The organism is Burkholderia sp. SIMBA_051, from assembly GCF_046534915.1.
GTDB lineage: Bacteria > Pseudomonadota > Gammaproteobacteria > Burkholderiales > Burkholderiaceae > Burkholderia > Burkholderia ambifaria.
On record NZ_JAWRXS010000006.1, the window covers coordinates 235,254 to 260,407 of the forward strand.

Consider the following 25,154-nt stretch of genomic DNA (forward strand, 5'->3'; position numbering starts at 1 on the left):
AAGCGCGGCAGCCATCGCGCCCTTATTTGTCAGATCTCCAAACGGGCAAGCGGCGGGCGCAGTATCATGCGGTACGTTTCGGCCGCTGGCCGGCAGCGCGCAAGCCTGTCGCCGCGGCGGTCCCCCCGTATGATCCGACCGTTGCCCATGTCTTTTCGCATCCTGCTCGTCGAAGACGACACCCGCCTGTCCACGCTGATCGCCGGCTACCTGCGCAAGAACGACTACGAAGTCGACACTGTGCTGCATGGTGACGCCGCCGTGCCGGCGATCCTGTCCATGCGCCCGGATCTCGTCATTCTCGACGTGAACCTGCCGGGCAAGGACGGCTTCGAGATCTGCCGCGAAGCGCGCAAGGAGTACGACGGCGTGATCATCATGGTGACGGCGCGCGACGAGCCGTTCGACGAACTGCTCGGCCTCGAATTCGGCGCCGACGACTACGTGCACAAGCCGGTCGAGCCGCGCATCCTGCTCGCGCGGATCAAGGCGCAGTTGCGCCGCGCCCCCGCGCGCGCGGCCGAGGGCCCCGCGGCGCAGCCGGAGCGCTACACGTTCGGCCAGTTCTCGATCGACCGCACCGACCGCTCGGTCGTGCTGCCCGGCGGCGGCTCGCCCGATCTCACGTCGGCCGAGTTCGACCTGCTGTGGGTGCTGGTGTGCCACGCGGGAGAGGTCGTCAGCCGCGACGACCTGATGCTGCAGCTGCGCGGCGTCGAGTTCGACGGCCTCGACCGCACGATCGACGGGCGCATCTCGAAGCTGCGCCGCAAGCTGCACGACGATGCGGGCAATCCGCAGCGGATCAAGACGATCCGCAGCAAGGGTTACCAGTTCAGCAAGCATGCGTGGGAATGACGCCGCCCCGGCGCGACGCCGCCGGCCGCAGTATCCCCACCTCGCACGATAGCCGGAAGCCGCGATGATCCGACGCACGCCTTCGCACCCCGACGCACCGCCGCTCTCGACGCTGCGCTATGTCAAATGGCGCTGGCTGCACTTCCGCCGCGCGTGGACCGACACGCGCGCCGACCGCATTCCGAGCTGGTCGCGCCTGTACGTGCGCACCTACCTGCATCTGCTGGGCCTCGTGCTGCTGACCGCGCTCGTGCCGGCGCTCGCGCTGGGCGTCGTGTTGTCGCCGGAAGTCGTGTGGCACGCATTCGACGCGCTGCCGGGCGACATCTGGATCGTGCTCGCGTTCATATTCGCCGCGCCCGCGCTCGCCGCGTACCGGTGGATGCGGCCGGTCTGGTCGGATCTCGTGATGGTGCGCGAGCGTGCGATCGACTTCACCGGCGGGCGCTTCAACACGCGCGCGCGGGAATCGCACAGCGTGATCATCGGCCCGCTCGCGCGCACGCTGAATGCGCTTGCGATGCGCATGGAACGTCTGATCGCCGCGCAGCGCGACCTGACGAACGGGATCTCGCACGAGCTGCGCACGCCGCTCGCGCGCGTGCGCTTCGCGCTCGAGATGCTGCGCGAACCGGGCTCCGCCGCCGAATATCACGGTGCGCTGGAGAGCATCGCGCAGGACGTGACCGAGCTCGAGGAGCTGATCGACATGAGCCTTACGTATGCGCGGCTCGAATACAGCTCACTGCAGTCGAATATCGAGCTGACCGCGCCGGTCGCGTGGTTCGAGCACCAGGTCAGCGATGCACAGCTGCTGTATCCGGAGCGCGCGATCGAGTCGCGCATCGCGATCGCGTCGGACCTGCGCGTGAAGATGGACCGGCGGCTGATGTCGTATGCGATGCGCAACCTGCTGCGCAATGCGAGCAAGTATGCGAACGCGCAGATCGTGGTCGGCATCTCGATCGAGCACGGCAACATCGCGATCTTCGTCGAGGACGACGGCCCGGGCGTGCCGGAAGACGAACGCGAGCGGATCTTCGACGCGTTCGTGCGGCTCGACCGCCGCACCGGCGGCTACGGGCTCGGCCTCGCGATCACGCGGCAGGTGCTGCACGCGCACAACGGCCGGATCGCGGTGGTCGACCCGGTCGAACTCGGCGGCGCGCGCTTCGAGATCAGCTGGCCGATCTGACGGCCCGGCCGCGGCGGCCGGCCAACGGGGTCGCCGCGCCGCGAATGCCGCCCCGGCGACCGCCGCACGTGCCGGTCAATACGTGCGGCCGAGCTGCAGGTAGATGTTGCGCCGCCCGCCCGGCGCGAGCGCGACACCCATGTACAGCGGACCGAACGCGGTCGACAGGCTCGTGAAGAACGTATAGCTCTGCTTGAGCGCGCCACCGCCCACCTGCACGCCGCTCGACCACACGTTGCCGACTTCCGCGCTGGCGCCCACCGACAGCGCCTTGATCGGCGACGCGTTGAACGTCGCCAGCTGGTTCATGTAAGTCACGTTCGCGTACGCGAGTTCGTTGCCGGTCAACTGGTCGGCCGCATACGCGGCCAGATGCTGGAAGCCGCCGAGCGTGAAGTTGAACGCGTTGATCAGGTTGGTCCCGCCGATGCTCTTGCCGCCCTCGATCGTGGCGCTGACACTGTGCCGGCCGAACTGCTGCGCGATCATCGCCTTGCCGTAGATCTCGGTGTAAGGCGTGTTCGACGTATCGGCGAGGTTCGCCGCGGACTGGCTGTTGTGCGACCACAGCGAGCGTTCGACGCGGAATTCGCTGTAGTAGCCCCTGCGCGGGAACATCGGATCGTCGAGCTGATCGATGACGAGCCGCGCGCGCGCGGTCAGCGCCTGGGACGTGAAGCTCGGCCAGATCAGCGTCGAGCTGCCGTCATCGAACGAGAACGGCAGGTTGTAGTTCGGCGAGCCGTGCCCGGTCGCGTAGCCGATGCCCATCCGGAGGTCGCCGAGCCGGCCGATCGGCAGCCCGAAGTCGATCCCGGTGCGTGCCGTCTGCATCAGATACTGGTTCAGTTTCACCTCGCCGCTGTCGTCGTACAGGTTCACGTAGCGACGCTGATATTCCGCATAGGGCGAAATGTAGAAACCGTACGCGGCCGGCAACGGCTGGCGCAATTCGACGCGCGCGGACAGCAGATCGCTGCCGATCGTCGTATCCGCGCGGAACTCGAGCCCCGATTCGGTGAGCCACGGCCGCCGGTAGCCGACGTGCAGGCGGAAGCCGCCTTCGTCGGTCGAACTGCTCGACATCCCGACGCCGAACAGCAGGAAATTCGGCCCCCAGTATTTCTCGCGCGCATCGACCACGAGCACGTTCTCGTCGCCGTGGCTCACGATCTGCTGCGTCACGCTCTCGAAATTGCCGCCGGTCGTCAGCCCGAGCAGGTCCTGGCTGACGGTCGCCGGATCGTAGGTGTCGCCCGGTTTCACGTGCAGCGCGTCGCTGACGACCCGCTTGGGGATGCCGCCGCTCGTCTTGATCTCGATGCGCGTGATGCGGATCGGCGGCGGCAGCGGCTGCGCATGGGCGGACCGGTAGGCCGCGTACTGTTCCGGCGTGAGCGCGAAGCGCTTGAGCCGCGGCAGCGCCGCGGTCGCGGCGGCCGCGCCGGCGGCGATCGCCTGCTTCGCGTTCTGGAAATCGGTGAACGCGAGCGCGCCGAGGTCGGGCGTGAGCAGCACGTCCTGCGCGGCGAGCTGCTGGCGCTGCGACGTCACGTTCTGGCGGATCAGGATGCCGACCATCTGCTGCATCACGTCGGCCGGCGACGCGAGCGCGTCGAGCGGACGCAGCGGCGAGCCGATGTCGACCGCGATCACGACCTTCGCCCCCATGCGCCTCGCGGTGTCGACCGGCAGGTTGCTGACGAGCCCGCCGTCGACGAGCGCGCGGCCGTTGATCTCGGCCGGCGCGAACAGGCCGGGCATCGCCATGCTCGCGCGGATCGCGAGCGGCAGCGAGCCGTGGTCCAGCACCACCATCTGGCCCGTCTGCAGGTCGGTCGCGACCGCGCGATACGGGATCGGCAACTGGTCGAACGGCTGGTTGGTCGGCACGGCGGCCGTCCAGTTCGCGAGCAGCGCCTGCAGCCGGTTGCCCTGGACGAGGCCGACCGGCGCCTTCACGCCTTTCTTGCCGAAGCCGAGCGTCAGGCTGTTGATGTACAGGCGCTCGTCCTCGCGGCTGGTTTGCGGCAGGTCCGCGCGGTCGGTCACGTCGAAGGCGATGTCGGCCAGGTTCACCTCGGACAGCCGCTGTTGCATCTCGTCGGCGGCCATGCCGCTCGCATACAGGCCGCCGACCACGGCGCCCATGCTGGTGCCGGCGATGCAGTCGATCGGGATGCGGTTCTCCTCGAGCACCTTCAGCACGCCGAGGTGCGCGTAGCCGCGCGCGCCGCCGCCGGACAGCACGAGGCCGACCGGCGCGCGGCCTGCCGGGCCGCCGTCGGCGTTGCAGGTCGGCGCGGGCGTCGCGTTGGGTGCGGCGTTCGGTGCGGCGGCAGCGGCCACCGGCGCGGTGCGGGTGGCGGTGTGGGCGGCCGGCAAGGGCTGCGCGGCAACGGTGCAGCACCAGAGCGCAACGAGCGTTGCGCCGATCCGGCGCACCCCGAGCCAGCGGAGAGTAGCGGTCGCTGTCATGGTGGAATACCTGGCGTGATCGGGCGTGAAACGCCTGCCGGGAGCAGGCAAGACCGAGAGATTACCGTGTTTCACAAGCGCAACGCGAGCGGCCGATGCGTAGGCGCCGGCCTGCCGGAACGCGTTTTCGGCAATTTCGTCGCGAAATAATCATCGGAAGTGTCTAAAGTATCGGAACGATTTGCCGCTAAGTCCGGGATGGGGCGGTAAAGGCGCGCCGCACGGATGCGGCTGGTTTGTTCAATAAAGGCTTGATATGTCGACACCGCTGTTCGGAAAGTTGTTTGCGCAACCCGTTGCGATCGACCCTGGAACGGCGAGTACGCGGATTTATACGCATGAGCGCGGCGTGGTGCTGAACCAGCCGTCGGTCGTCTGCTTCCGCAAGGGCGGGGCGTCCGACGCGCGGCCGACCCTCGAGGCCGTCGGCGAGCTCGCGAAGGCGCTGCTCGGCCGCGAGCCAGGGCATCTGGAGGCCGTGCGGCCGATGCGGCACGGCGTGATCGCCGATGCGCACGCCGCCGTGCAGATGATCCGCCGCTTCATCGACATGTCGCGCACGCGTTCGCGCTTCAGCCGCCGTGTCGAGGTCACGCTGTGCGTGCCGTCGGATGCGACGGCGGTCGAGCGACGCGCGATCCGCGAGGCCGCGTTCGCGGCCGGTGTGTCGGAGGTCGAACTGATCGAGGAAGCGCTCGCGGCCGGGCTCGGCGCGGGGCTGCCGGTGACCGAGCCGGTCGGCTCGATGGTCATCGACATCGGCGCCGGGACGACCGAAGTCGCGGTGATCGCGCTCGGCGGCATCGTCTACCGCGAGTCGATCCGCGTCGGCGGCAACCAGTTCGACGCGGCGATCATCAACTACGTGCGCAACGTGTACGGCGTGCTGCTCGGCGAGCAGACGGCCGAGCGCGTGAAGAACACGATCGGCTCGGCCACCCGCGCCGTGCCGCGCGCGTCGACCCGCGCGATCGGGCGCGGCATCGAGGACGGCCTGCCGCGCTCGATCGAGCTGTCCAACCACGACGTGGCGGACGCGCTGGCCGCGCCGCTCAAGCAGGTGATCGGCGCGGTGAAGTCGGTGCTGGAAAACGCGCCGGCCGAACTCGTGACCGACATCGCACATCGCGGCGTGGTGCTGACGGGCGGCGGCGCGCTGCTCGCGGATCTCGAGCGCCTGCTGCGCGACGAGACCGGCCTGGTCGCCCGGATCGCCGACGATCCGGCCACCTGCGCGGTGCGTGGCGCCGGCGAGGCGATGGGGCGGCTTGCGATGTGCCCGGTGGATTGAAGCGGGCCGCGCACACTCGTTGACGTTTCCTGAAAGTCTTTCGAACCCCGAAGCGCCAGCATGCCGAACGTCGTCCGGTTTCTCCGGATACGTTCGACACGTCATGCCGGCCGCGTGATCTGGACATGCGCGAGCGCGGCGTGGCAGTATGCCGGGCCGCGTGCCGGACAAGCCGGCGGCGCGTTTCTCCAGGAGTTCGACACCATTGAAGCAGCGTTTCAAGCGGGGCTACATGGCCCGGATCGGCCGTGTGCTGGCAGCGTTCGCGTGCCTGTGGATCGTCGCGGCGGTCGTGCTCGTCGGCGCGGGGATGCGGATGCCGAGCGAGCCGGCCGATGTCGCGGTGATCTTCGGCAATGCACTGGATGACCACGGCGCGCCGAAACCCGTGCTGGCCGCGCGGCTCGACGTCGGCGTGCGCTGCTATCGCGAAGGGCAGTGTCCGGCGTTCCTCGTCAGCGGCGCGATCGACGGCCCGGGGCTGAACGAGGCGACCGCGATGCGTGACTATCTGGTCGCGCGCGGCGTGCCGGCCGACCGGATCGCCGTCGACGACCAGGGCGACAACACGCTCGCAACCGCCCAGCACACCCGCGCGTACCTGCAGGCGCACCGGATGTCGCGCGTGCTGATCATCAGTCAGTACTACCACCTCGCGCGGGCGCGCCTTGCGTTCGAGCGGGTCGGCATCGCCGGCGCGAACATCTCCGCCGCGTATCCGCACCACTTCCAGTTGCGCGATATCTATTCGAGCTGGCGGGAAGTGCCGGCGTATGCGGTCTATGTGCTGCGTCTGTGGCTCAATCCCGATGCACGGCCCGTATCGTTCCGGCCGATGCTTTATCTGATGAGCCTGTTTTCGTAACACGGCCCCGCGCGGTGTCTGCCGCGCGTGTGCCGCGTTTCGATTTTCAGCACGGTCGCCTTTTTCGTTTCCGATTTTCACGCTAATCACACCGCCGATTCACGCCGAATCCGGTGCGCCATCCCATTGATGGAATCGGTACCGCCGTCACCCGGTGATTAATGGCGATCGAGTCGCGGAATTCAAACGATGCCGGATTCGAAAGCGATTTGCAGGATGTTGAAAATTCGCTTTTGGTTCGGTGGATCAACGTGCTCGGCGATTTTTCCGGCCTGTCGGCGTGAGCGCAGATATATCCCGTGCGCAAATTCCATTCCAAATTTCCGATGCGCGTATCAGTGTTTCCACTGAGTGCGCGGCCCGGAACGCCTTGCCGCGCCTTGCGCGGAATTACCGGAACGCTTCAGTAGGTCTATTCTCGGCTCGCCAGCGCCAGTAAAAAGTACATATTCGATTGATCTTGATCAAATAGTAAAACATCGACTGGAAAACCCTTTTTGTTTGATATAGCCTTGTCTGACAAAAGCGGGGCGGTAATCAAATCAACCAGAAAGTCGCTGCATAAAAACAGGGGGCACGGGTCATGTCATTCGGCTAGTTTTGCATTCGCAAACGAGAATCGATTAACCAGCAGTTCATCCACGAATAAACCGACGTCGTTCCGCGACCGCCGGAAGGGACGCTTTCGTCCCGAATATTCCGCCGTCGCCGGTCCATTCAGCGGTCAAGCCGATGCCGAGGGGAAGCATGAATATTGCGCATTCGAAGAAGAGCGGCGAGTCGTTTCCGAGGTTCCTGTTACCGACCGGCGTTTTCCTCGCCTTGTCGGGTGCGGGCATCGTTTCCGCCTATGCGACCTGCTCGACGGCGGGCACGACGGTGACCTGTTCGGGTGTCGCGAATCCGCTGGCGCCGAGCTATTCGAATAGCGCGAACAACCTGAACGTCACGGTGAACCCCGGCGCGAGCGTCGGCGTGCTGCTCGGCGTGGGCGGCACCGCGATGTCGCTGACCGGCAGCAACAACACGCTGACCAACAACGGCACGATCGATCCGTCCGTGCTCGGCTCGGGCCTGGGCGTGCTGTCGAGCGGCGCGGTGGTCGGCAATGCGGCGGCGAGCACGACGACCGTCGTGACCAACAACGGCACGATGAACGGCTCGACCGGTGTCGCGATCAGCGGCGTGACGGGCATGGCGCTGTCGGTGCAGAACGGCACGGGCGGCACGTCGACGATCACCAACACCGGCACGATGGGCACGACCGCGCTGGCCGGCGCGACGCTCATCGGCGCGGATGCGCCCGTGGTCGCCGCATACGGCGGCGGCACGGTCAACATGACGAACAGCGGGACGATCACCGGCCGCGTATCGCTCGGATCGAACGGCACGCCCGGGCAGGGCAATACCTTTACCAACTCGGGCACGATCAACGGCAGCGTGTCGATGGGCGCGAACAGCGCCAACACGTTCACTGCCGTGACGGGCTCGTCGGTCAACACGGCGGGCGGCACGGGCGGCGCGTTCAACATCACGGTCGGGCCGGTCACGCTCGGCGTCGCGGCGACCGGCACCGTCGACGGCGGCGCCGGCGGCAACAACACGCTGGTGCTGCAGCAAGGCGTGTCGGCCAACGGCACCATCGCGGCCAACAACTACATCAACTTCAATCATTTCGACGTCACGAGCGGCAACTGGACGATCAACGGCGCGTCGACCGCGCAGGACGCGACGCTCGCGGGCGGCGTCGCGATCATCGGCGACAACGCGTCGCTCGGCACGGGCACGATCACGGCCACCGGCGGTGCGCTGCAGGCAGGCGCCGCCGGGCTCGACGTCAGCAACAACGTGAATCTCGGCGCGGGCGGGCTGACGGTGCAGGGCGCCACAGGCCTCTCGCTGTCGGGCACGGTGACGGGCGCGGGCGCGCTGACGAAGAACGACGGCGGCATCCTGACGCTGTCGGGCGCGAACAGCTACACGGGCGGCACGAACCTGAACGCCGGCGGCCTCGTGGTCGGCAACAACGACGCGCTCGGCACCGGTGCGCTGAACGTCAACGCGTCGGCGTCGCTCGACACGAGCACGAACGTGACGCTCGGCAACGCGGTCAATCTCGCGACGGGCGCGACGCTGGCGCTGGGCGGCAGCAACGATCTCGGCCTGGCCGGCACGATCGGCGGCGCCGGCGGGCTCGTGAAGAACGGCACGGCCATCGCAACGCTGACCGGTACGAACACGTACACCGGCGACACGACGATCAACAGCGGCACGCTGGCGCTCGGCGCGGGCGGCAGCCTCGCGTCCACGGGCACGGTCAACCTCACCGGCGCGGGGGCGACGTTCGACCTGGCCGGCGCGACGGGCACGCAGACGATCGGTTCGCTCGCCGGGGCGGCCGGCACGAACGTGAACCTCGGCGGCAATTCGCTGACGCTCGACGGCAGCGCGAATACGACCTACGCCGGCACGATCGCCGGCACGGGCGGCTTGACGCTGTCGGGCACCGGCACGCAGGCGCTGACCGGCGCGAACGTCTACACGGGCGACACGAACCTGAACGGCGGCAACGTCGTCGTCGGCAGCAATACGGCGCTGGGCTTCGGCGCGATCAACGTCAACGGCTCGTCGACGCTCGATGCGACCACCAACGTGTCGCTGACGAACGGCGTCAACCTCGCCACCGGCACGACGCTCACGGTCGGCGGCAGCACCGATCTCGGGCTGAGCGGCACGATCGCCGGCGCGGGCGGGCTGGTGAAGAACGGTGCGGCGGCGCTGACGCTGACGGGCGCGAACAGTTACACGGGCGGCACGACGCTGAACGCCGGCGGCCTCGTGCTCGGCAATGACGCGGCGCTGGGCACCGGCGTGCTGAGCGTCGGCGGCGCGGCGACGCTCGATACGACCACGAGCCTGTCGGTCGCCAACGCGATCGATATCGGCACCACCGCGACGCTGACGCTCGGCGGCAGCAACGCACTCGGGCTGAGCGGCGCGATCACAGGCGCGGGCGCGCTCGTGAAGGACGGCGCGGCGACCGCGACGCTGACGGGCACGAACACCTACACGGGCGGCACGACGATCAACGCCGGCACACTGGCGATCGGCGCGGGCGGCAGCCTGTCGTCCACGGGGACGGTGAACCTGGCCAATGCGGGCGCCGCATTCGACATCGCCGCGGGCGGCGCACAGTCGATCGGCGCGCTGTCGGGCGCGGCCGGCACGAGCGTGAACCTGGGCGCAAACGCGCTGACGCTGGGCGGGAGCGCGAGCGGCACGTTCGGCGGCACGATCGGCGGCACGGGCAGCCTGACGCTGAACGGCACCGGCACGCAGACGCTGAACGGCGTGAATACCTATACAGGCGGCACGAACCTGAACAGCGGCAGCCTCGTGCTCGGCAACAACGCGGCGCTCGGCAGTGGCGCGTTGAATGTCGGCGGCGCGGCGACGCTCGATACGAACACGAACCTGTCGGTCACCAACGCGATCGATATCGGCACGGGCGCGACGCTGACGCTCGGCGGCAGTAACGCGCTCGGGCTGGGCGGCGCGATTTCCGGGGCAGGTGCGCTCGTGAAGGACGGCGCGGCGACGACCACGCTGACGGGGACGAATACCTACACGGGCGGCACGACGATCAACGCCGGCACGCTGGCGGTCGGCGCGGGCGGCAGCTTCGCATCGACCGGCACGATGAATCTCGCGAGCGCGGGCGCGACGCTCGACCTGAGCGGCGCGTCGGGTGCGCAGTCGCTCGGCGCGCTGTCCGGCGTCGCGGGGACGAACATCGATCTGGGCGGCAACGCGCTGACGCTGGGCGGGACCGCGAGCGGCACGTTCGGCGGCACGATCGGCGGCACCGGCAGCCTGACGCTGGAGGGCACCGGCACGCAGACGCTGAACGGCGTGAATACCTATACAGGCGGCACGAACCTGAACAGCGGCAGCCTCGTGCTCGGCAACAACGCGGCGCTGGGCTCCGGCGCATTGAATGTCGGCGGCGCGGCGACGCTCGATACGAACACGAACCTGTCGGTCACCAACGCGATCGATCTCGGCACGGGCGCGACGCTGACGCTCGGCGGCACAAACGCACTCGGGCTGAGCGGCGCGATCTCCGGCGCAGGCGCGCTCGTGAAGGACGGCGCGGCGACGACCACGCTGACGGGGACGAATACATATACCGGCGGCACCACGATCAACGCCGGCACGCTGGCGGTCGGCGCGGGCGGCAGCTTCGCATCGACCGGCACGATGAATCTCGCGGGCGCAGGCGCGACGCTCGACCTGAGCGGCGCATCGGGCGGGCAGACGCTCGGTGCGCTGTCGGGCGTGGCCGGCACCAACGTGAGCCTCGGCGCGAATGCGCTGACGCTGGGCGGCACCGCGAGCGGCACGTTCGGCGGCACGATCGGCGGCACCGGCAGCCTGACGCTCGCGGGCACCGGTACGCAAACGCTGTCCGGCGCGAACACCTACACGGGCGGCACGACGATCAACGGCGGCAGCACGCTTGCGCTCGGCGCGGGCGGCAGTCTCGCGTCGACGGGCACGGTGAATCTGGCCGGCGCGGGCGCGACGTTCGACCTTGGCGGTGCGTCGGGCGCGCAGACGATCGGCGCGCTGACCGGCGCGACCGGCTCGACCGTGAACCTCGGCGCGAATGCGCTGACGCTCAGCGGCAGCGGCAACAACACGTTCGGCGGCGCGATCGGCGGCACCGGCACTCTGACGCTGGCCGGTGCCGGCACGCAGACGCTGACGGGCGCGAACACCTATACCGGCGGCACGACGATCAACGGCGGCAGCACGCTTGCGCTCGTTTCGGGCGGCAGCCTCGCATCGACCGGCACGGTGAGCCTGGCCGGCACGGGCGCGACATTCGACGTGAGCGGCGCAGCGGGCGCCGAGACGATCGGCGCGCTGTCGGGCGTGGGCGGCACAACCGTGAACCTCGGCGCGAATGCGCTGACGCTGAACGGCAGCGGCCCCAGTACGTTCGGCGGGACGATTGGCGGCACCGGTGCCGTGACGGTCGCGGGCACCGGCACGCAGACGCTCACGGGCGCGAACACGTACACCGGCGGCACGACGATCAACGGCGGCAGCACGCTCGCGCTTGGTTCGGGCGGCAGCCTCGCATCGGGCAGCACGGTGAACCTCGCGGGCACCGGCGCGACGTTCGACCTGAGCGGCGCGTCGGGCACGCAGACGCTCGGCACGCTGACCGGCACGACCGGCTCGAACGTGAACCTCGGCGCGAACGCGCTGACGCTGAACGGCAGCGGCAACGGCACGTTCGGCGGCGCGATCGGCGGCACCGGCGGCCTGACGCTCGCGGGCACCGGCACGCAGACGCTGACAGGCGCGAACACGTACACCGGCGGCACGACGATCAACGGCGGCAGCACGCTTGCGCTCGGCTCGGGCGGGAGCCTCGCGTCGACGGGCACGGTGAATCTCGCCGGCTCGGGCGCGACGTTCGACGTGAGCGGTGCGGCGGGCGCCGAGACGATCGGCGCGCTGTCGGGCGTGGCGGGCACGACCGTGAACCTCGGCGCGAACGCGCTGACGCTGAACGGCAGCGGCGCCAGTACGTTCGGCGGGACGATCGGCGGCACCGGCGCCGTGACGGTCGCGGGCACCGGCACGCAGACGCTGACGGGCGCGAACACGTACACCGGCGGCACGACGATCAACGGCGGCAGCACGCTCGCGCTCGGTTCGGGCGGCAGCCTCGCGTCGACGGGCGCGGTGAACCTCGCCGGCACCGGCGCGACGTTCGACGTGAGCGGCGCAGCGGGCACGCAGACGATCGGCACGCTGTCCGGCGCGGCCGGCAGCACCGTGAACCTCGGCGCGAACGCGCTGGCGTTGAATGGCAGCGCCAACGGCACGTTCGACGGCGTCATCGGCGGCACCGGCGGCGTGACGGTCGCGGGCACCGGCGTTCAGACGCTGACCGGCAGCAACACGTACACGGGCGGCACGACGATCGCGTCGGGCGGCACGCTGCAGCTCGGCAACGGCGGCACGTCGGGCAGCGTGGTCGGCAATGTCGTCGACAACGGCGCACTGATCGTCGACCAGTCCGGCAGCGTGACGCTCGCGAACGTGCTGTCCGGCACCGGTTCGCTGACCCAGGCCGGCAGCGGCGCCCTGACGCTGACGGGCACCAATACGCTGAGCGGCCCGACGACCGTCGCCGCGGGCACGCTCGACGTCGCCGGCTCGCTCGCCCAGTCGGCCGTGACCGTGCAGAACGGCGCGACGCTGACGGGCACCGGCACGGTCGGCGGCGTCGTGGTCCAGAGCGGCGGTATCGCGGCCGCGTCGCAACCGGGCGCGGCGCTGAACGTCGCCGGCAACGTCACGTTCCAGCCGGGCTCGACGCTGCAGGTCGCGGTCACGCCGCAGCAAAGCGGCAGCATTGCCGCGAGTGGCACGGCGACGCTGAACGGCGGCACCGTGCAGGTGCTCGCGAACCAGGCCAGCTTCCAGCCGAGCACGACGTACACGATCCTCAGCGCATCGTCGGGCGTGCAGGGCGCGTTCAGCCAGGTGAATTCGAACTACGCGTTCCTGATGCCGACGCTCAGCTACGATCCGAACCACGTGTACCTGCGGCTCGTGACGAACGGCACGGCACTGCCCGACGTCGCGACGACGCCGAACCAGCGCTCGGTCGCCACCGCGATCGGTGCGCTCGGCGCGGGCAACACGCTGTACGACAAGGTGCTGACGACCGATGCGGCCACCGCGCGCCAGGCGTACTCGGTGCTCGACGGCGAACTGCAGGCGAGCCTGAAGAGCATGCTGCTGCTTGACAGCCGCTATGTGCGCGATGCCGTGACCGATCGCGTGCGCCAGGGTCTCGCGCCCGGATCGGGGCCGCTCGCGGCGCTGTCGTCGGGCGGGGCCGCGCTGTGCGGCGACAACACGGCCGGCGTGACCGACCCGACGCTCGCGCCGGAGCGCCGGATCGGCTCGCGCGAGGGCTGCTACGGCGGCACGCCTTACCAGCCGGTGGTCTGGGGGCAGGCGTTCGGCGGCCGCAGCCGGCTCGCGGGCGACGGCAACGCGTCGACGATCAACCGCAGCATGACCGGCTTCATCGCGGGTGCCGACATGGCGCTCAACGATAAGTGGCGTGCCGGTCTGGCCGCGGGCGTCACGCACAGCTCGCTCGACAACGACCAGAGTTCGTCGGCGGCGGTCAACAGCTACTACCTGTCGCTGTACGGCGGTGCGCAGTACGGCGCGCTCGGCGTGCGCGGCGGCGCGTCGTACACGTGGTACCGGATCAACACCGACCGCTATCCGGGTTTCGCGGGCTTCTCGGACCACAATTCGGCCGGCTACAACGCGCATTCGGCGCAGGTGTTCGGCGAAGTCGGCTACGCGCTGCCGCTCGGGCCGGTCGCGCTCGAACCGTTCGCGGGTCTGGCCTACGTGAACCTGCATACCGACGGCTATACCGAAAGCGGTGGTGCAGCGGCGCTGCAGGCAGGCGGCCAGACGACCCACATCGGGTTCTCGACGCTCGGCCTGCGCGCCGCGTCGCAGCTCGGCTCGATCGCGAGCGGCACGTTCACCGCGCGCGGCACGGTCGGCTGGCGGCATGCGTTCGGCAACGTGCGGCCGTCGTCGGCGTTCACGTTCGCGAACGGCGGCACGTCGTTCCAGGTATCGGGCGTGCCGATTGCTCGCGACAGCGCGGTGCTCGAGGCCGGCATCGACGCGAACATCACGAAGCGCCTGACGCTCGGCCTCACGTTCAGCGGCCAGTACGGCAGCGGCGTGCGCGCCAACGCAGTGCTCGGCAACATCCTGTGGAAGTTCTGACCGGCGCGTGACATGCCTGTGCGCGACGCCATGCGGCGACGGTAACGTCGCATGGCGCCGCGTCTTTTTCGTCGCTGCGCGCTTTCCCCGTTCTGGCCTATCCTGTGCGAAACACGCGACGCGCGCTGCGCGTTGCGCCTCGACACAGGAGCATCGATGCCGAATCACGCCGAAGCCACCACGACGCAGGCGCCGCAAGTCGCGCCGCTTCCTCCGACCCAAGCGTCCGGCCCCGCATTCATCGCGCCCGAAGCCGATCCGCAGGCGCTCGCGCGCAACAACCAGTACGTGCTCAAATCCGGCGACGCGTTCGTGGTCGGCGACGCGCTCGGCGACATCAGCGGGCGCGACGACGGCCTGTACGTCGACGACATGCGCGTGCTGTCGACCTGGCGCCTGACCTTCGGCGGCCGCGCGCCGTCGCTGCTGTCGGGCGCGACCAGCGCGGACAACGCGTCGTTTACCGCGCACCTGACGAACCGCCCGCTGCCGCCGCTCGGCGGCAAGGAGACGCCCGAGGGCGTGATCCACATCGAACGCACGCGCGTGCTCGCGGGCGACGTGCTGTACGAAGCGCTGACGCTGACGAACTACGGCGCGAGCGAGGCCGAAGTGCCGCTGTCGCTGTCGTTCGCGGCGGATTTCAAGGACATGTTCGAAGTGCGCGGCACGCTGCGCCCGAAGCGCGGCACGGTGGGCGCGCCGCGCGTCGACGCAGGCGCGGTGCGGCTGCGCTACGAAGGCCTCGACAAAGTCGAGCGCAACGTGACCGTGCATTTCTCGCCGGCGCCGGACGCGCTGTCGGTCGATCGTGCCGACTACACGCTGACGATCGCCGCGCAGGCATGCGTGTCGATCTACCTGACCGTCGACGCGACGCTCGATTCGGCGCACCACGCCGCGGACCCGGGATGCGGGCGTGTCGCGCTGCGCACCGCGCTCGTCGGCGTGCATCGCGAGATGCGTTCGCGACGCGAGTCGATGGCGCGCGTGCACACCGGCAATCCGCTGTTCGACGCGTGGCTCGACCGGTCGCTCGCGGATCTCGGGCTGCTCACGACGCAGCTCGACACCGGGCCGTATCCGTATGCGGGCATTCCGTGGTTCTCGACCCCGTTCGGCCGCGACGCGGTGATCACGTCGCTGCAGATGCTGTGGCTGCAACCGTCGCTCGCGCGCGGCGTGCTGCGCTTTCTCGCCGCGCATCAGGCGCGCGAGACTTCCGCGTTCCGCGACGCCGAGCCCGGCAAGATCATGCACGAGTTCCGCCGCAGCGAGATGGCCGCGACGGGCGAGGTGCCGTTCGCGCTGTATTACGGCGGCGTCGACACGACCCCGCTGTTCATCGTGCTCGCGGGCGCGTACGTCGAGCATACCGGCGACGATGCGCTGATCGACGAGCTGTGGCCCGCGCTCGAGCGTGCCGCGCAATGGGTGATCGACAAGTGCGACCGCAATCCGTACGGGCTGCTCGACTACCAGCGCACGTCGGAGCGCGGCCTCGCGAACCAGGGCTGGAAGGACAGTCACGACTCGGTGTTCCACGCGGACGGCCGCTTCCCGGACGGCCCGATCGCGCTCGTCGAAGTGCAGGCGTATGCGTGCGCGGCGCTCGACGCGATGTCGATGTGCTCGCGCCGGCGCGGGCACGCGGCCGATGCGACGCGCTATGCGCTGCGCGCGAAGGCGCTGCGCGACCAGGTCGACGCGCTGTTCTGGATGCCGGACGCCCAGTTCTACGGGATCGCGCTCGACGGTCACGGCGATCTGTGCCGCGTGCTCGCGTCGAACGCGGGCCAGCTGCTCGCGTTCGGGCTGCCCGACGCGCAGCGCGGCGCGGCGGTCGCGAGCGTGCTCGGCTCGACGCTGTTCCAGACGGGCTGGGGCATCCGCACGCTCGCGGCCGGCCAGCCGCGCTTCAACCCGATGGCCTATCACAACGGGTCGGTGTGGCCGCACGACAATGCGCTGATCGCGCGCGGGCTCGCGCGCTACGGCGACAAGACGGCCGCGGTGAACCTGCTGCGCGCGTTGTTCGAGGCGGCCGTCAGCTTCGAGATGCGGCTGCCGGAGCTGTTCTGCGGGTTCCCGCGCCGGCGCGGCGAACCGCCGACGGCCTATCCGGTCGCGTGCCTGCCGCAGGCGTGGGCGGCCGGTGCGCCGTTCATGATGCTGCAGGCGTGTCTGGGCGTGAGCGTCGACGCGGCGCGCCACGAGGTGCGGGTCGAGCGCCCGACGCTGCCTGAAGGCGTCGACTGGCTGCGCATCGACGACCTGCGCGTCGGCGACGAAACCGTCTCGCTGACGTTCCGTCGCGTCGACGGCCAGGTGGTCGCGGCGGCGGCACGGCCGGGTCGCGTGAAGGTGGTCGCGCTGCTGTAGCGCAGGCGTGCGCGAAGGTTGCGCGATGTCGCGCCACGTTCGCGCGCAGCGGCATAGAATCGTGACATGACCCTTGAACGATGGCGGAGGCAATGACGATGACGACCGACAATCGGCCCGACGACGGCGAGCAGAAGCTCGAGAATCTGGAAGCGGCGGTCGACCACCTGCACAAGTCGATCGAGTCGCAGAGCATCGCGGCGGGGGCGGCGAAGGGCATCCTGTTCAGCCTGATCGAAACGCTCGGCGCGCTGATCGGCGATCCCGACCTGCCCGAACATGCGCGCTCGGGCTACGAGGCGCTGCGCGACAAGGCGAGCGAATTGCGCAGCGGCCTCGACCGGCATTGACGAACCGGCAGCACCGGCGCCGGCCGCCCGGCCAGCGCCGGTGCTGCCCAATCCTGCGCGGCGCGCACAAAACCCCGTGCGCTCAATGAGTTAGCCATCTGGTGCGCAGGATATCCACAAGCTTGCCAACACAATCTGTGGAGAACCCGGCCACTCCCGATTCGGACGCCCGGCACACGCGGCGAGATCGCAAACGATGCCGCGTCGTTGACCTGCCGGGCCCGATCTACTGAATCCCCTTTTGTATCAGGATGTTACGTGTCACATCGGTGGAATATCCACAGGCTTGCCAACAAAATCTGTGGATAAGTCTCACCTGATTGCTTCCTGATGGTTGACGATCCCGCCGGCGGCGGCCGGTGCGCCGAACCCCGTGCGCACGGGCTGCCCGATGTGCGCATCGTCGCCGTAAATCGTGCGCGATCAACGAGTTAGGCCCCGGGTACCCAGGATATCCACATCCTTGCCAACAAAATCTGTGGACAAGCCGGGCCCGTCATTCGACCGGGGCCGCGCCGGCCGCTTCCGCGACGATCCAGTCGCGAAACAGCGTCATCGCCGGCGTGAGCGGCTTCGACTTCAGCGACGTGAGCCAGTAGCCGCCCGCGCGCACGTCGATGTCGAGCGGCCGCGCGAGCAGGCCCAGCTGTAGTTCGCGCGCGAACATGCAGGCCGGCGCGAGCGCGATGCCCGCGCCTTGCATCGCCGCTTCGACCATCAGCCGCGACGAATCGAAAACCGGCCCGTTGACCGACCACGGTTCGAGCTGCGCGGCGTCGAACCAGCCGAGCCATTCGTCGGTGCGGTACGAGCGCAGCAGCGTTTCGTTCGCGAGATCGGCCGGCGCCGCAAGGCGGCGTGCGATCTCCGGCGCGCACAACGCGGTGAGCGGCGCGTCGAGCAGCCGCTCGTTGCGCGTCGCCGGCCAGTTGCCTTCACCGAAGCGGATCGCGAAATCGAGGCCCTCGGCCGCGAGGTCGACGACGTTGTTGTTGGTCCGCAGCCGCAGCTCGACGAACGGGTGCGTGTCGCCGAAGCGCTTCAACCGTGGCATTAGCCAGCCTATGGCAAAGGTGCCGACCGCGCCGAGCGTGAGCACCTCGTGGAAGCGCCCGCCGTCGAACTGCTTGAGCACGGTTTCGATCCGGCTGAAGGCGTCGCTGAGCACCGGCAGCAGCGCGCGACCTTCGTCGGTGAGCCCGAGACCACGCGGCAGCCGGGTGAACAGCGCGCAGCCGAGCCGTTCCTCGAGCGAGCGCACCTGCTGGCTCACGGCCGCCTGCGTCACGCTCAGCTCGAGGCCGGCGCGCGTGAAATTCAGGTGGCGCGCCGACGATTCGAACGCGCGCAAGGCATTCAGTGGAAGGTGAGGGCGGAGCTTAGTCATAAGAATTTCTTGTGGCAGCGCTCAATTATCGTTGCTTGTCAGGCAACCGTAAAGTCACGATAGTGCTGTCTCGCCGGCCGGCCGTTTTTGCATCCATTCCACCACGAGAGACCTGACATGACCTACTCATCGCAACGTCGAACCCTGTTGCTGGCCGCCGCGACGGCGCCGCTCGTCCTGACCGTCAGCGCGTGCGCATCGTCGCCGGCCGCGGGGCAGGACGTTTCGTCCGCGACGTCGTTCGCCGCGCTCGAGCACGCGGCCGGCGGCCGTCTCGGCGTGTGCGCGATCGACACCGCGAGCGGCCGGCGCGCGCAGCATCGCGCGGACGAGCGCTTCCCGTTCTGCAGCACGTTCAAGGCGATGCTGGGCGCGGCGGTGCTCGCGCACAGCGTCGACCGTCCAGGGTTGCTGCAGCAGCGCGTGACCTACGGGCCGTCCGATCTCGTGAACTACTCGCCGGTGTCGGGCAAGCATGTCGGCACGGGGATGACCGTCGCCGAGTTGTGCGAGGCGGCGATCCAGTACAGCGACAACTCGGCCGCGAACCTCGCGATGAAGCTGATCGGCGGACCGTCGGCGGTGACCGCGTATGCGCGCTCGATCGGCGACGACGCGTTCCGGCTCGATCGCTGGGAGACCGAACTGAACACGGCGTTGCCGGGCGACCCGCGTGACACGACGACGCCGGCCGCGATGGCCGCGAGCATGCGCGTGCTCACGTTGGGCGACGCGCTGCCACCCGCGCAGCGTGCGCAGTTCGTTGCATGGCTGCGCGGCAACAAGGTCGGCGACAAGCGGATTCGCGCGGGCGTGCCGGCCGGGTCGCAGGTGGGCGACAAGACCGGCACCGGCGACTACGGGACGACGAACGATGCGGGCGTGATCTGGCTGCCGTCGCGCGCGCCGATCGTGCTCGCCGTGTACTACACGCAGGCGCGTGCCGATGCGAAGCCGAAGGACGACGTGATCGCGGTGGCCGCACGCATCGCGGTCGCGACGCTCGCTTGAGCGGGCGGCGCGGCGTGCGTGATCGACCGATGGATGAATGAATGACGCGACGGAGGCGCGCGCCGTGCCGCAGTCGTGATCGGCATGGCGAAACGTTGCGCGATCAACGACTTAGGTCACGCATGCTCAGGATATCCACATGCTTGCCAACAAAAATTGTGGACAAGCGCGCCACCGCTCGCGTTCATCGCGCGGCGACGGCGGTGATCGCGTGCGGCAGGCGTTGTGCAGGCCCGCCTGCACGGTTCGAAGCGGCGCGGACAAAACCTTTCGGATCAAGCGCTTGTGCATGGTATGCGCAGGCTATCCACACGCTTGCCAACAAAATCTGTGGACAAGCGGCGTGACGATGCGCGAGCGGTGCTTTGCAGGTCGCCAGTGGCCCCATCGCCCGCCGTGTGCCGCATTCGAAGCGGCGCGGACAAAGCGTTTCGGATCAAGCGCTTGATCGCGCTATGCGCAGGCTATCCACATGCTTGCCAACAAAATCTGTGGGTAAGTGGCGGACGACACGCGTCGGGCGTCGTGCGTCGCCGGGCGCCGGCGTGGCATCGTGATGCGATGTGCGGCGAACCGGCGCATCTGACGGCCCATTGCGTGCCGCGTCTGCATCACGCGTGCCAAAGTCCGTCGGATCAAGGGCTTAGCGTTGTGGTGCGCAGGATATCCACAAGCTTGCCAACATTTTCTGTGGAGAACTTCGCGATCGCGATCGGGGCGCACCGCACAGCGTGCCAACCGTAGTCGGCGCGCCGGTTCACGCAGTGCAAATGCCCGCCACGGCGACCTTCTGAAACAAATGCGGGCTCGCGACGGCGGACGACGGATAGGCCGACAGCTTCGCGACGAACTCGGGATGCGTGAAGGCCGCGCGGAACGCGGCGGTCGACTCCCAGACCGCCTGGTTGAAGTAGGTCGGGCTGTCGCCGAGCGCGCGATGCAGCTGCGTCGAAATGAATCCCGGCTGCCGTTTCATGAACGCGGCGTCGTCCTTCCACACGGCCAGGAAGTCGGCTTCATCGGCCGGATCCAGCGTGAAGACGTTGAGGAGGACGACGGGTTCGGCGTCGATGCCGAGCTGTTGCTGGATCGGAAAGCTCGGATCCATCGGTTTGAAATGTGACATGGGCACGCCTTCCTGTAGGTAATGGGCCAACGGTGCGATCACGCATGCCCATCGGGCGCGTGAGCGGCGGACATCGTCGACAGAACGCGAATCGCCGCATCGAGATCCGTCGAACTGAACTGGCCGGCGAGGCCGCGGACATGCTGTTGCCAGTGTTCGACCACCGCCTGATAGGCCGCGGCACCGCGCGGCGTCAGCGCATACAACGGCGAGCGCTTGTGCGTCGGGTTCGGCAGCGGTTGCACGAGTCCTTCTTCGGTCAGCACGTTGACCTGCTTCAGGACGGCCTGCCGCGTGATGCCCATCGCGTCGGCGATCTGCGGGATGTTCGGGGCGTCCGGCGCCATCGAGATGGCGCCCAGCACTTGCCAGCGCGCGCTGGTCAGGCCGTGCGGCGCGGCAAAGGTATTGCCCCATTCGATCAGCAGGCCGTTCAGGCGGAAGACGGACAGCGCGACGGCGGTCAACTTGGCGGGTTTCGTCATGGTCGGGGTGCGCGATGGCGCGATGAATTGACAACTACTTTACGTAATGGACAACTGGTTGTCAAATTAGGCTGCAAGTTCGCCCCGAGTGGCGCATTCGCTGCGCACGACCGCCAAGTTCTTTCGGATCAATGGCTTGCTGCCGTTAGCGGCAGGTTGTCCACAAGCTTGCCAACACAATCTGTGGACAAGCTGCGGATCGGGCCGTGCGTCAGATCGGCACGGGAAAGCGCACCGTCACGGTCAGCCCGCGCCCGCCTGGAGTCGTGCCGAGCGCGACCGTCGCGCGATGCTGTTCGGCGATCCGCTTGACGATCGACAGCCCGAGGCCGCTGCCCGACGCCGTGACGGCCTGCGCGCCTTCGCCGCGATAGAAGCGCTCCCACACTTCCGTGCGCTCGGCTTCCGGGATGCCGGGGCCGTCGTCGGCGACTTCGAGCACGGGCGTGGCGCCGTCGACGCGCGCGGACACGTCGACGCGCGCACCATCACCCGCGTAGCGGATCGCGTTGTCGACGAGGTTGTTCAGCAGTACGCGCAACGTATCGATATTGCCGGCGGCCATCACCGGCGACGACACGATCGCGCCGAGGTCGATCCGGTGCGCATCGGCGACGCGCGTGCGGTCGGTGACCACCGAGCGGCACAGCGCGGCGAGGTCGACGGGCGTGGACGCCGACGCGCTCGCCTGCGCATCGGGTTCGAGGCGCGCGAGCGTCAACAGCTGCTCGGCGAGGTGGCCGAGGCGTGTCGTGCCCGCATGAATCTGCGCGAGGATCTGCTCGCGTTCGTCGGCGCTCGCCGCGCGCCGCAGCAGTTGCGACTGGATCGACAGCCCCATGATCGGCGTGCGCAGCTCGTGCGCGGCATCGGCGATGAAGTGGCGCTGCAGCGTGAACGAGCGGTCGAGCCGCGCGAGCAGGTCGTTGATCGCTTCGGCGAGCGGCCGGACCTCGTTCGGCATCGACGCGACGTCGACCGGTTCCAGATTGTTCGCATTCCTGCGCTTCAGGCCCGATGCGATCGTGCGCAGCGGCCGCAGCCCCGCGCCGATGCCGAACCACAGCCCGATCGCGAGCACCGGCAGCATCGAGAACACCGGCCACAGCAAATGCACCGCGATGCCCGCGATCGCTTCCCAGCGCGCATGACGCGCCTGCGCGAGCCGGATCGTCGTGCCGCCGCGTTGGGTCACATAGGTGCGCCACGGCTGGCCGCCGACGTCGACGCTGCCGACGCCCGTCTGCGCGGGCGGCGGCAGCGCGGACTCGCGATCGGTCGAGTAGACCAGTGTGCCGTTGCGCCAGACCTGCAGCAGCACGGCGTCGGGATCGCTGGCTTCGAAGTCGTGCTTGCCGTCGCCATGGTCGCGAAACGACAGCTCGCCGTTCGGGCCGACGACGATCTGCTTCGACATGCTGCGCATCTGGTCGTCGAGGAGATCGTCGAGCTCGCGCAGCGCACCCCAGTAGGTGCCCGCGCTTGCGACCAGTCCGATCACGCAGGCGGCGGGCAGCAGCCACATCAACAGGCGCCGCCGCAGCGACGCGCTGCGCCAGCGCTCGATTGCGTGTCGTACGCGCGTCATGCGCCGTCACCGATCCGGTAGCCGACGCCGCGCACCGTGCGGATCATGTCGTGGCCGAGTTTCTTGCGCAGGTTGTGGATGTGCACCTGCACCGCGTTGCTCTCGATTTCCTCGCCCCAGCTGTACAGCCGTTCCTCGAACTGTTCGCGCGAGATCACCGCGCCGGGGTCGCGCATCAGTTCGTGCAGCAGCACGAATTCCTTCGGCGACAGCGTGACTTCGTCGTCGTTGAGCCAGACCTGGTGCTTGACCGGATCGAGCCGCAGCGGGCCGATCGCGAGCGTCGTTTGCGCGCGCCCCGCATGGCGGCGGTTGACCGCGCGGATGCGGGCGAGCAGCTCCTCGAGCACGAACGGCTTGACGAGGTAGTCGTCGGCGCCGCTGTCGAGGCCGGCGATGCGGTCCGGCACGCCGTCGCGCGCGGTGATGATGATCGCGGGCAGGGTTTCGTCGCGACGGCGCAGCGACGCGAGCACCGACAGGCCGTCGCGGTTCGGCAGCCCGAGGTCGAGCAGCAGGAGGCCATACGCGGTCGAGCGCAGCGCGAGCGACGCGGCGTCGCCGTCCTTGACCCAGTCGACCGCGAAGCCTTCCTGTTTGAGGCCCTGTTCGAGCCCGCTGCCGATCAGCGGATCGTCCTCGACGAGCAGTACGCGCATGGATTCGTGTCTGTTGGCGGGCACGGGCGCCCGGGGTGTCCATCATAAGCGCAGGTGTCTTAGGCCGAGCTTAAACGGCGGTGGCGGTTGCGCTTTCGTACGCGTCCTATGCGGCGCCGTGTCGCGTCGGCACGGCCTTCAGGCTCGCTTAATCTTACGGTCCGTAATCTTGGCTCGTCGCGTTCAACGGGGCGCGGCGTTCCATCAAGCAAGAGGATCGCAAACATGAAACATCTGACCAGTATCCTGGCGGTCGCGCTCGCGGTGCTGCCGGCTGCCGCCTATGCGCAATACACGGGGCCGTCCGCGCTGACGACGACCACCGTGAAGGAACTCCTCGCGAACGGCAAGGACGATCAGCACGTGCAGCTGCAAGGGCGCATCGTCAAGCACGTCGGCGGTGAGGATTACGAATTCGCCGACGCGACGGGCACGATCCGCGTCGAGATCGACCAGAAGCTGTGGACGGCCGGCCAGCCCGTCAGCGACAAGAACGAAGTGAAGGTGACCGGCGAGTTCGAGCGCAAATGGTCGGGCCGTGTGAAGGTCGATGCCGACCACGTCGAAGTGCTGCGCTGACCGGTGCGCGCGGGGCCGGTGATACCATGGGCATCCGGTTCCCGTTCTCACCCAGATGGCTGCCAATTTCGATGAACTCGCGTCCCGTATCCGGGCGCAATTTTCCGAACTGAGCCCGCAATTCCAGGCGGGCGCTGCATTTCTGCTCGATCATCCCGACGAGGTCGCCACCTCGTCGATGCGCAAGGTCGCGCAGCGCGCGCAGGTTCAACCGGCGTCGCTCGTGCGGCTCGCGCAGCAATTCGGTTTCCCCGGCTGGAACGAGCTGCGCGACCTGTGCGTCGCGCGCGTGCGCACGCGCCCCGAGCCGCTCACGCAGCGTGCGCGTTCGCTCGTGCGGCCCGACGCGAAGGCGTCGCTCGCGCATGACCTGCTCGCTGCCCAGCAACACAATCTCGCCGCCACCGCCGCGCAGAACGAGCACGCGCTCGCCGACGCGGCGAAGCTGATCCGCAAGGCATCGCACGTGCACGTCGCCGGCTTCCGGTCGTGCTATCCGGTCGCGTTCGGTTTCGTGTACGGCTACCGGCTGTTCCGGCCGACCGTGTCGCTGCTCAATGGCGTGGCCGGCTCGCTCGAGATGGAGTTGCGCACGATCGCGAAGCAGAGCGTGACCGTGATCGTCAGTTTCGCGCCGTATTCGGCGGAAGCGACGCGCGTGGCGCAGGCGGCGAAGGCGCAGGGCAGCAAGATCGTCGCGATCACCGACAGCGCGGTGTCGCCGATCGCGCTGCATGCCGACGCGCAATTGATCTTCACGCACGACAGCCCGTCGTTCTTTCCGTCGCTGGTCGCCGCGCACGCGATGACCGAAGCGCTGGTCGCGCAGTTGCTCGCGCTCGAAGGCAGTGATGCGATCGCGGCGCTCGAGCGCACCGAAGCGGAACTGCATGCGAAGGGCGCGTATGTCGTGTAGCCGCACGCGCGGCTGTCACGGCGCGCGGCTCGATACATTCGACGTTCGGGCGCGGCCGTTCTACGAGACGCGCGGTTATGTCCGCTTCGGCGAATAGCCGGACTGGCGGACTGTCGGACTGCCGAACTGCCTG

Annotated in this window: 17 protein-coding genes and 1 pseudogene; 11 read left to right on the top strand and 7 right to left on the bottom strand. The window is 68.7% G+C overall.

The window, feature by feature from the left end:
• The first annotated feature begins 147 nt into the window (after positions 1–147).
• Both SB771_RS16695 and SB771_RS16700 read left to right on the top strand, forming a co-directional pair.
• Positions 148–858: a response regulator gene (locus SB771_RS16695; RefSeq protein ID WP_006752985.1), complete on the top strand. Its 711-nt coding sequence runs from the start codon at positions 148–150 to the stop codon at positions 856–858.
• Between the two features lie 64 nt (positions 859–922).
• Positions 923–2,053 carry an ATP-binding protein gene (locus tag SB771_RS16700; RefSeq protein WP_165753543.1) on the top strand — a complete coding sequence of 377 codons (1,131 nt, stop codon included), beginning with the start codon at positions 923–925 and terminating at the stop codon, positions 2,051–2,053.
• Positions 2,054–2,128: 75 nt separating this feature from the next.
• Here the strand turns inward: SB771_RS16700 and SB771_RS16705 are convergent, their stop codons facing one another.
• On the bottom strand, positions 2,129–4,531 hold the full coding sequence (locus SB771_RS16705; RefSeq protein ID WP_175658893.1) for a patatin-like phospholipase family protein: 2,403 nt from the start codon (positions 4,529–4,531) through the stop codon (positions 2,129–2,131).
• A 256-nt stretch (positions 4,532–4,787) separates the two neighbouring features.
• Between SB771_RS16705 and SB771_RS16710 the strand changes: the two genes are divergently transcribed.
• Positions 4,788–5,822 carry a rod shape-determining protein gene (locus tag SB771_RS16710; protein WP_011659347.1) on the top strand — a complete coding sequence of 345 codons (1,035 nt, stop codon included), beginning with the start codon at positions 4,788–4,790 and terminating at the stop codon, positions 5,820–5,822.
• A gap of 205 nt (positions 5,823–6,027) precedes the next feature.
• Positions 6,028–6,687 carry a YdcF family protein gene (locus SB771_RS16715; protein WP_244096770.1) on the top strand — a complete coding sequence of 220 codons (660 nt, stop codon included), beginning with the start codon at positions 6,028–6,030 and terminating at the stop codon, positions 6,685–6,687.
• A gap of 182 nt (positions 6,688–6,869) precedes the next feature.
• Here SB771_RS16715 and SB771_RS16720 read toward each other — a convergent pair whose 3' ends face one another.
• Positions 6,870–7,001 carry a hypothetical protein gene (locus SB771_RS16720; protein WP_279607312.1) on the bottom strand — a complete coding sequence of 44 codons (132 nt, stop codon included), beginning with the start codon at positions 6,999–7,001 and terminating at the stop codon, positions 6,870–6,872.
• Between the two features lie 433 nt (positions 7,002–7,434).
• Here SB771_RS16720 and SB771_RS16725 point away from each other — a divergent pair, with 433 nt between their 5' ends.
• The 3 genes from SB771_RS16725 to SB771_RS16735 all read left to right on the top strand — a co-directional run bounded on the left by SB771_RS16725 (position 7,435) and on the right by SB771_RS16735 (position 17,270).
• Complete coding sequence (locus SB771_RS16725) at positions 7,435–14,538, top strand: autotransporter-associated beta strand repeat-containing protein (RefSeq protein WP_175812310.1); 7,104 nt, start codon at positions 7,435–7,437, stop codon at positions 14,536–14,538.
• Between the two features lie 156 nt (positions 14,539–14,694).
• Positions 14,695–16,920: an amylo-alpha-1,6-glucosidase gene (locus SB771_RS16730; protein ID WP_165753538.1), complete on the top strand. Its 2,226-nt coding sequence runs from the start codon at positions 14,695–14,697 to the stop codon at positions 16,918–16,920.
• Between the two features lie 98 nt (positions 16,921–17,018).
• Positions 17,019–17,270 carry a hypothetical protein gene (locus tag SB771_RS16735; protein ID WP_011659343.1) on the top strand — a complete coding sequence of 84 codons (252 nt, stop codon included), beginning with the start codon at positions 17,019–17,021 and terminating at the stop codon, positions 17,268–17,270.
• A gap of 496 nt (positions 17,271–17,766) precedes the next feature.
• On the opposite strand, the gene penR is transcribed toward SB771_RS16735, so the two are convergent.
• Positions 17,767–18,657 (bottom strand): beta-lactamase transcriptional regulator PenR, encoded by an 891-nt coding sequence (penR, locus tag SB771_RS16740; RefSeq protein WP_006758175.1) that lies wholly within the window; start codon positions 18,655–18,657, stop codon positions 17,767–17,769.
• A 117-nt stretch (positions 18,658–18,774) separates the two neighbouring features.
• Here penR and blaPEN-bcc point away from each other — a divergent pair, with 117 nt between their 5' ends.
• On the top strand, positions 18,775–19,668 hold the full coding sequence (gene blaPEN-bcc / locus SB771_RS16745; protein ID WP_175658895.1) for a PEN family class A beta-lactamase, Bcc-type: 894 nt from the start codon (positions 18,775–18,777) through the stop codon (positions 19,666–19,668).
• Positions 19,669–20,425: 757 nt separating this feature from the next.
• Here the strand turns inward: blaPEN-bcc and SB771_RS16750 are convergent.
• From SB771_RS16750 to SB771_RS16765, 4 genes are all read right to left on the bottom strand, one after another.
• Positions 20,426–20,794 carry an antibiotic biosynthesis monooxygenase family protein gene (locus SB771_RS16750; RefSeq protein WP_175658896.1) on the bottom strand — a complete coding sequence of 123 codons (369 nt, stop codon included), beginning with the start codon at positions 20,792–20,794 and terminating at the stop codon, positions 20,426–20,428.
• 38 nt (positions 20,795–20,832) lie between these two features.
• Complete coding sequence (locus SB771_RS16755; protein ID WP_126225852.1) at positions 20,833–21,279, bottom strand: MarR family winged helix-turn-helix transcriptional regulator; 447 nt, start codon at positions 21,277–21,279, stop codon at positions 20,833–20,835.
• 211 nt (positions 21,280–21,490) lie between these two features.
• Positions 21,491–22,867 carry an ATP-binding protein gene (locus SB771_RS16760; protein WP_175658897.1) on the bottom strand — a complete coding sequence of 459 codons (1,377 nt, stop codon included), beginning with the start codon at positions 22,865–22,867 and terminating at the stop codon, positions 21,491–21,493.
• Complete coding sequence (locus SB771_RS16765; RefSeq protein ID WP_175658898.1) at positions 22,864–23,526, bottom strand: response regulator; 663 nt, start codon at positions 23,524–23,526, stop codon at positions 22,864–22,866. Before SB771_RS16765 ends, SB771_RS16760 begins: the two co-directional genes overlap by 4 nt.
• Before the next feature lie 225 nt (positions 23,527–23,751).
• Between SB771_RS16765 and SB771_RS16770 the strand changes: the two genes are divergently transcribed.
• The 3 genes and pseudogenes from SB771_RS16770 to SB771_RS16780 all read left to right on the top strand — a co-directional run.
• Positions 23,752–24,105: a YgiW/YdeI family stress tolerance OB fold protein gene (locus SB771_RS16770; protein WP_165753534.1), complete on the top strand. Its 354-nt coding sequence runs from the start codon at positions 23,752–23,754 to the stop codon at positions 24,103–24,105.
• A gap of 55 nt (positions 24,106–24,160) precedes the next feature.
• The gene (locus tag SB771_RS16775; RefSeq protein WP_175658899.1) at positions 24,161–25,021 is read left to right on the top strand and encodes a MurR/RpiR family transcriptional regulator; all 861 of its coding nucleotides are present in this window, start codon (positions 24,161–24,163) and stop codon (positions 25,019–25,021) included.
• A gap of 7 nt (positions 25,022–25,028) precedes the next feature.
• Positions 25,029–25,118 (top strand): annotated as a pseudogene (locus tag SB771_RS16780) (GNAT family N-acetyltransferase); the annotation flags it as partial.
• Positions 25,119–25,154 lie beyond the last annotated feature (36 nt).

Excerpts from the sequence above, each read along its gene's own strand:
- SB771_RS16695 (WP_006752985.1), top strand. The coding sequence starts at position 148 with ATGTCTTTTCGCATCCTGCTCGTCGAAGACGACACCCGCCTGTCCACG.
- SB771_RS16700 (WP_165753543.1), top strand. The coding sequence starts at position 923 with ATGATCCGACGCACGCCTTCGCACCCCGACGCACCGCCGCTCTCGACG.
- SB771_RS16705 (WP_175658893.1), bottom strand. The coding sequence starts at position 4,531 with ATGACAGCGACCGCTACTCTCCGCTGGCTCGGGGTGCGCCGGATCGGC.
- SB771_RS16710 (WP_011659347.1), top strand. The coding sequence starts at position 4,788 with ATGTCGACACCGCTGTTCGGAAAGTTGTTTGCGCAACCCGTTGCGATC.
- SB771_RS16720 (WP_279607312.1), bottom strand. The coding sequence starts at position 7,001 with ATGGAATTTGCGCACGGGATATATCTGCGCTCACGCCGACAGGCCGGA.
- SB771_RS16725 (WP_175812310.1), top strand. The coding sequence starts at position 7,435 with ATGAATATTGCGCATTCGAAGAAGAGCGGCGAGTCGTTTCCGAGGTTC.
- SB771_RS16730 (WP_165753538.1), top strand. The coding sequence starts at position 14,695 with ATGCCGAATCACGCCGAAGCCACCACGACGCAGGCGCCGCAAGTCGCG.
- SB771_RS16735 (WP_011659343.1), top strand. The coding sequence starts at position 17,019 with ATGACGACCGACAATCGGCCCGACGACGGCGAGCAGAAGCTCGAGAAT.
- penR (WP_006758175.1), bottom strand. The coding sequence starts at position 18,657 with ATGACTAAGCTCCGCCCTCACCTTCCACTGAATGCCTTGCGCGCGTTC.
- blaPEN-bcc (WP_175658895.1), top strand. The coding sequence starts at position 18,775 with ATGACCTACTCATCGCAACGTCGAACCCTGTTGCTGGCCGCCGCGACG.
- SB771_RS16750 (WP_175658896.1), bottom strand. The coding sequence starts at position 20,794 with ATGTCACATTTCAAACCGATGGATCCGAGCTTTCCGATCCAGCAACAG.
- SB771_RS16755 (WP_126225852.1), bottom strand. The coding sequence starts at position 21,279 with ATGACGAAACCCGCCAAGTTGACCGCCGTCGCGCTGTCCGTCTTCCGC.
- SB771_RS16760 (WP_175658897.1), bottom strand. The coding sequence starts at position 22,867 with ATGACGCGCGTACGACACGCAATCGAGCGCTGGCGCAGCGCGTCGCTG.
- SB771_RS16765 (WP_175658898.1), bottom strand. The coding sequence starts at position 23,526 with ATGCGCGTACTGCTCGTCGAGGACGATCCGCTGATCGGCAGCGGGCTC.
- SB771_RS16770 (WP_165753534.1), top strand. The coding sequence starts at position 23,752 with ATGAAACATCTGACCAGTATCCTGGCGGTCGCGCTCGCGGTGCTGCCG.
- SB771_RS16775 (WP_175658899.1), top strand. The coding sequence starts at position 24,161 with ATGGCTGCCAATTTCGATGAACTCGCGTCCCGTATCCGGGCGCAATTT.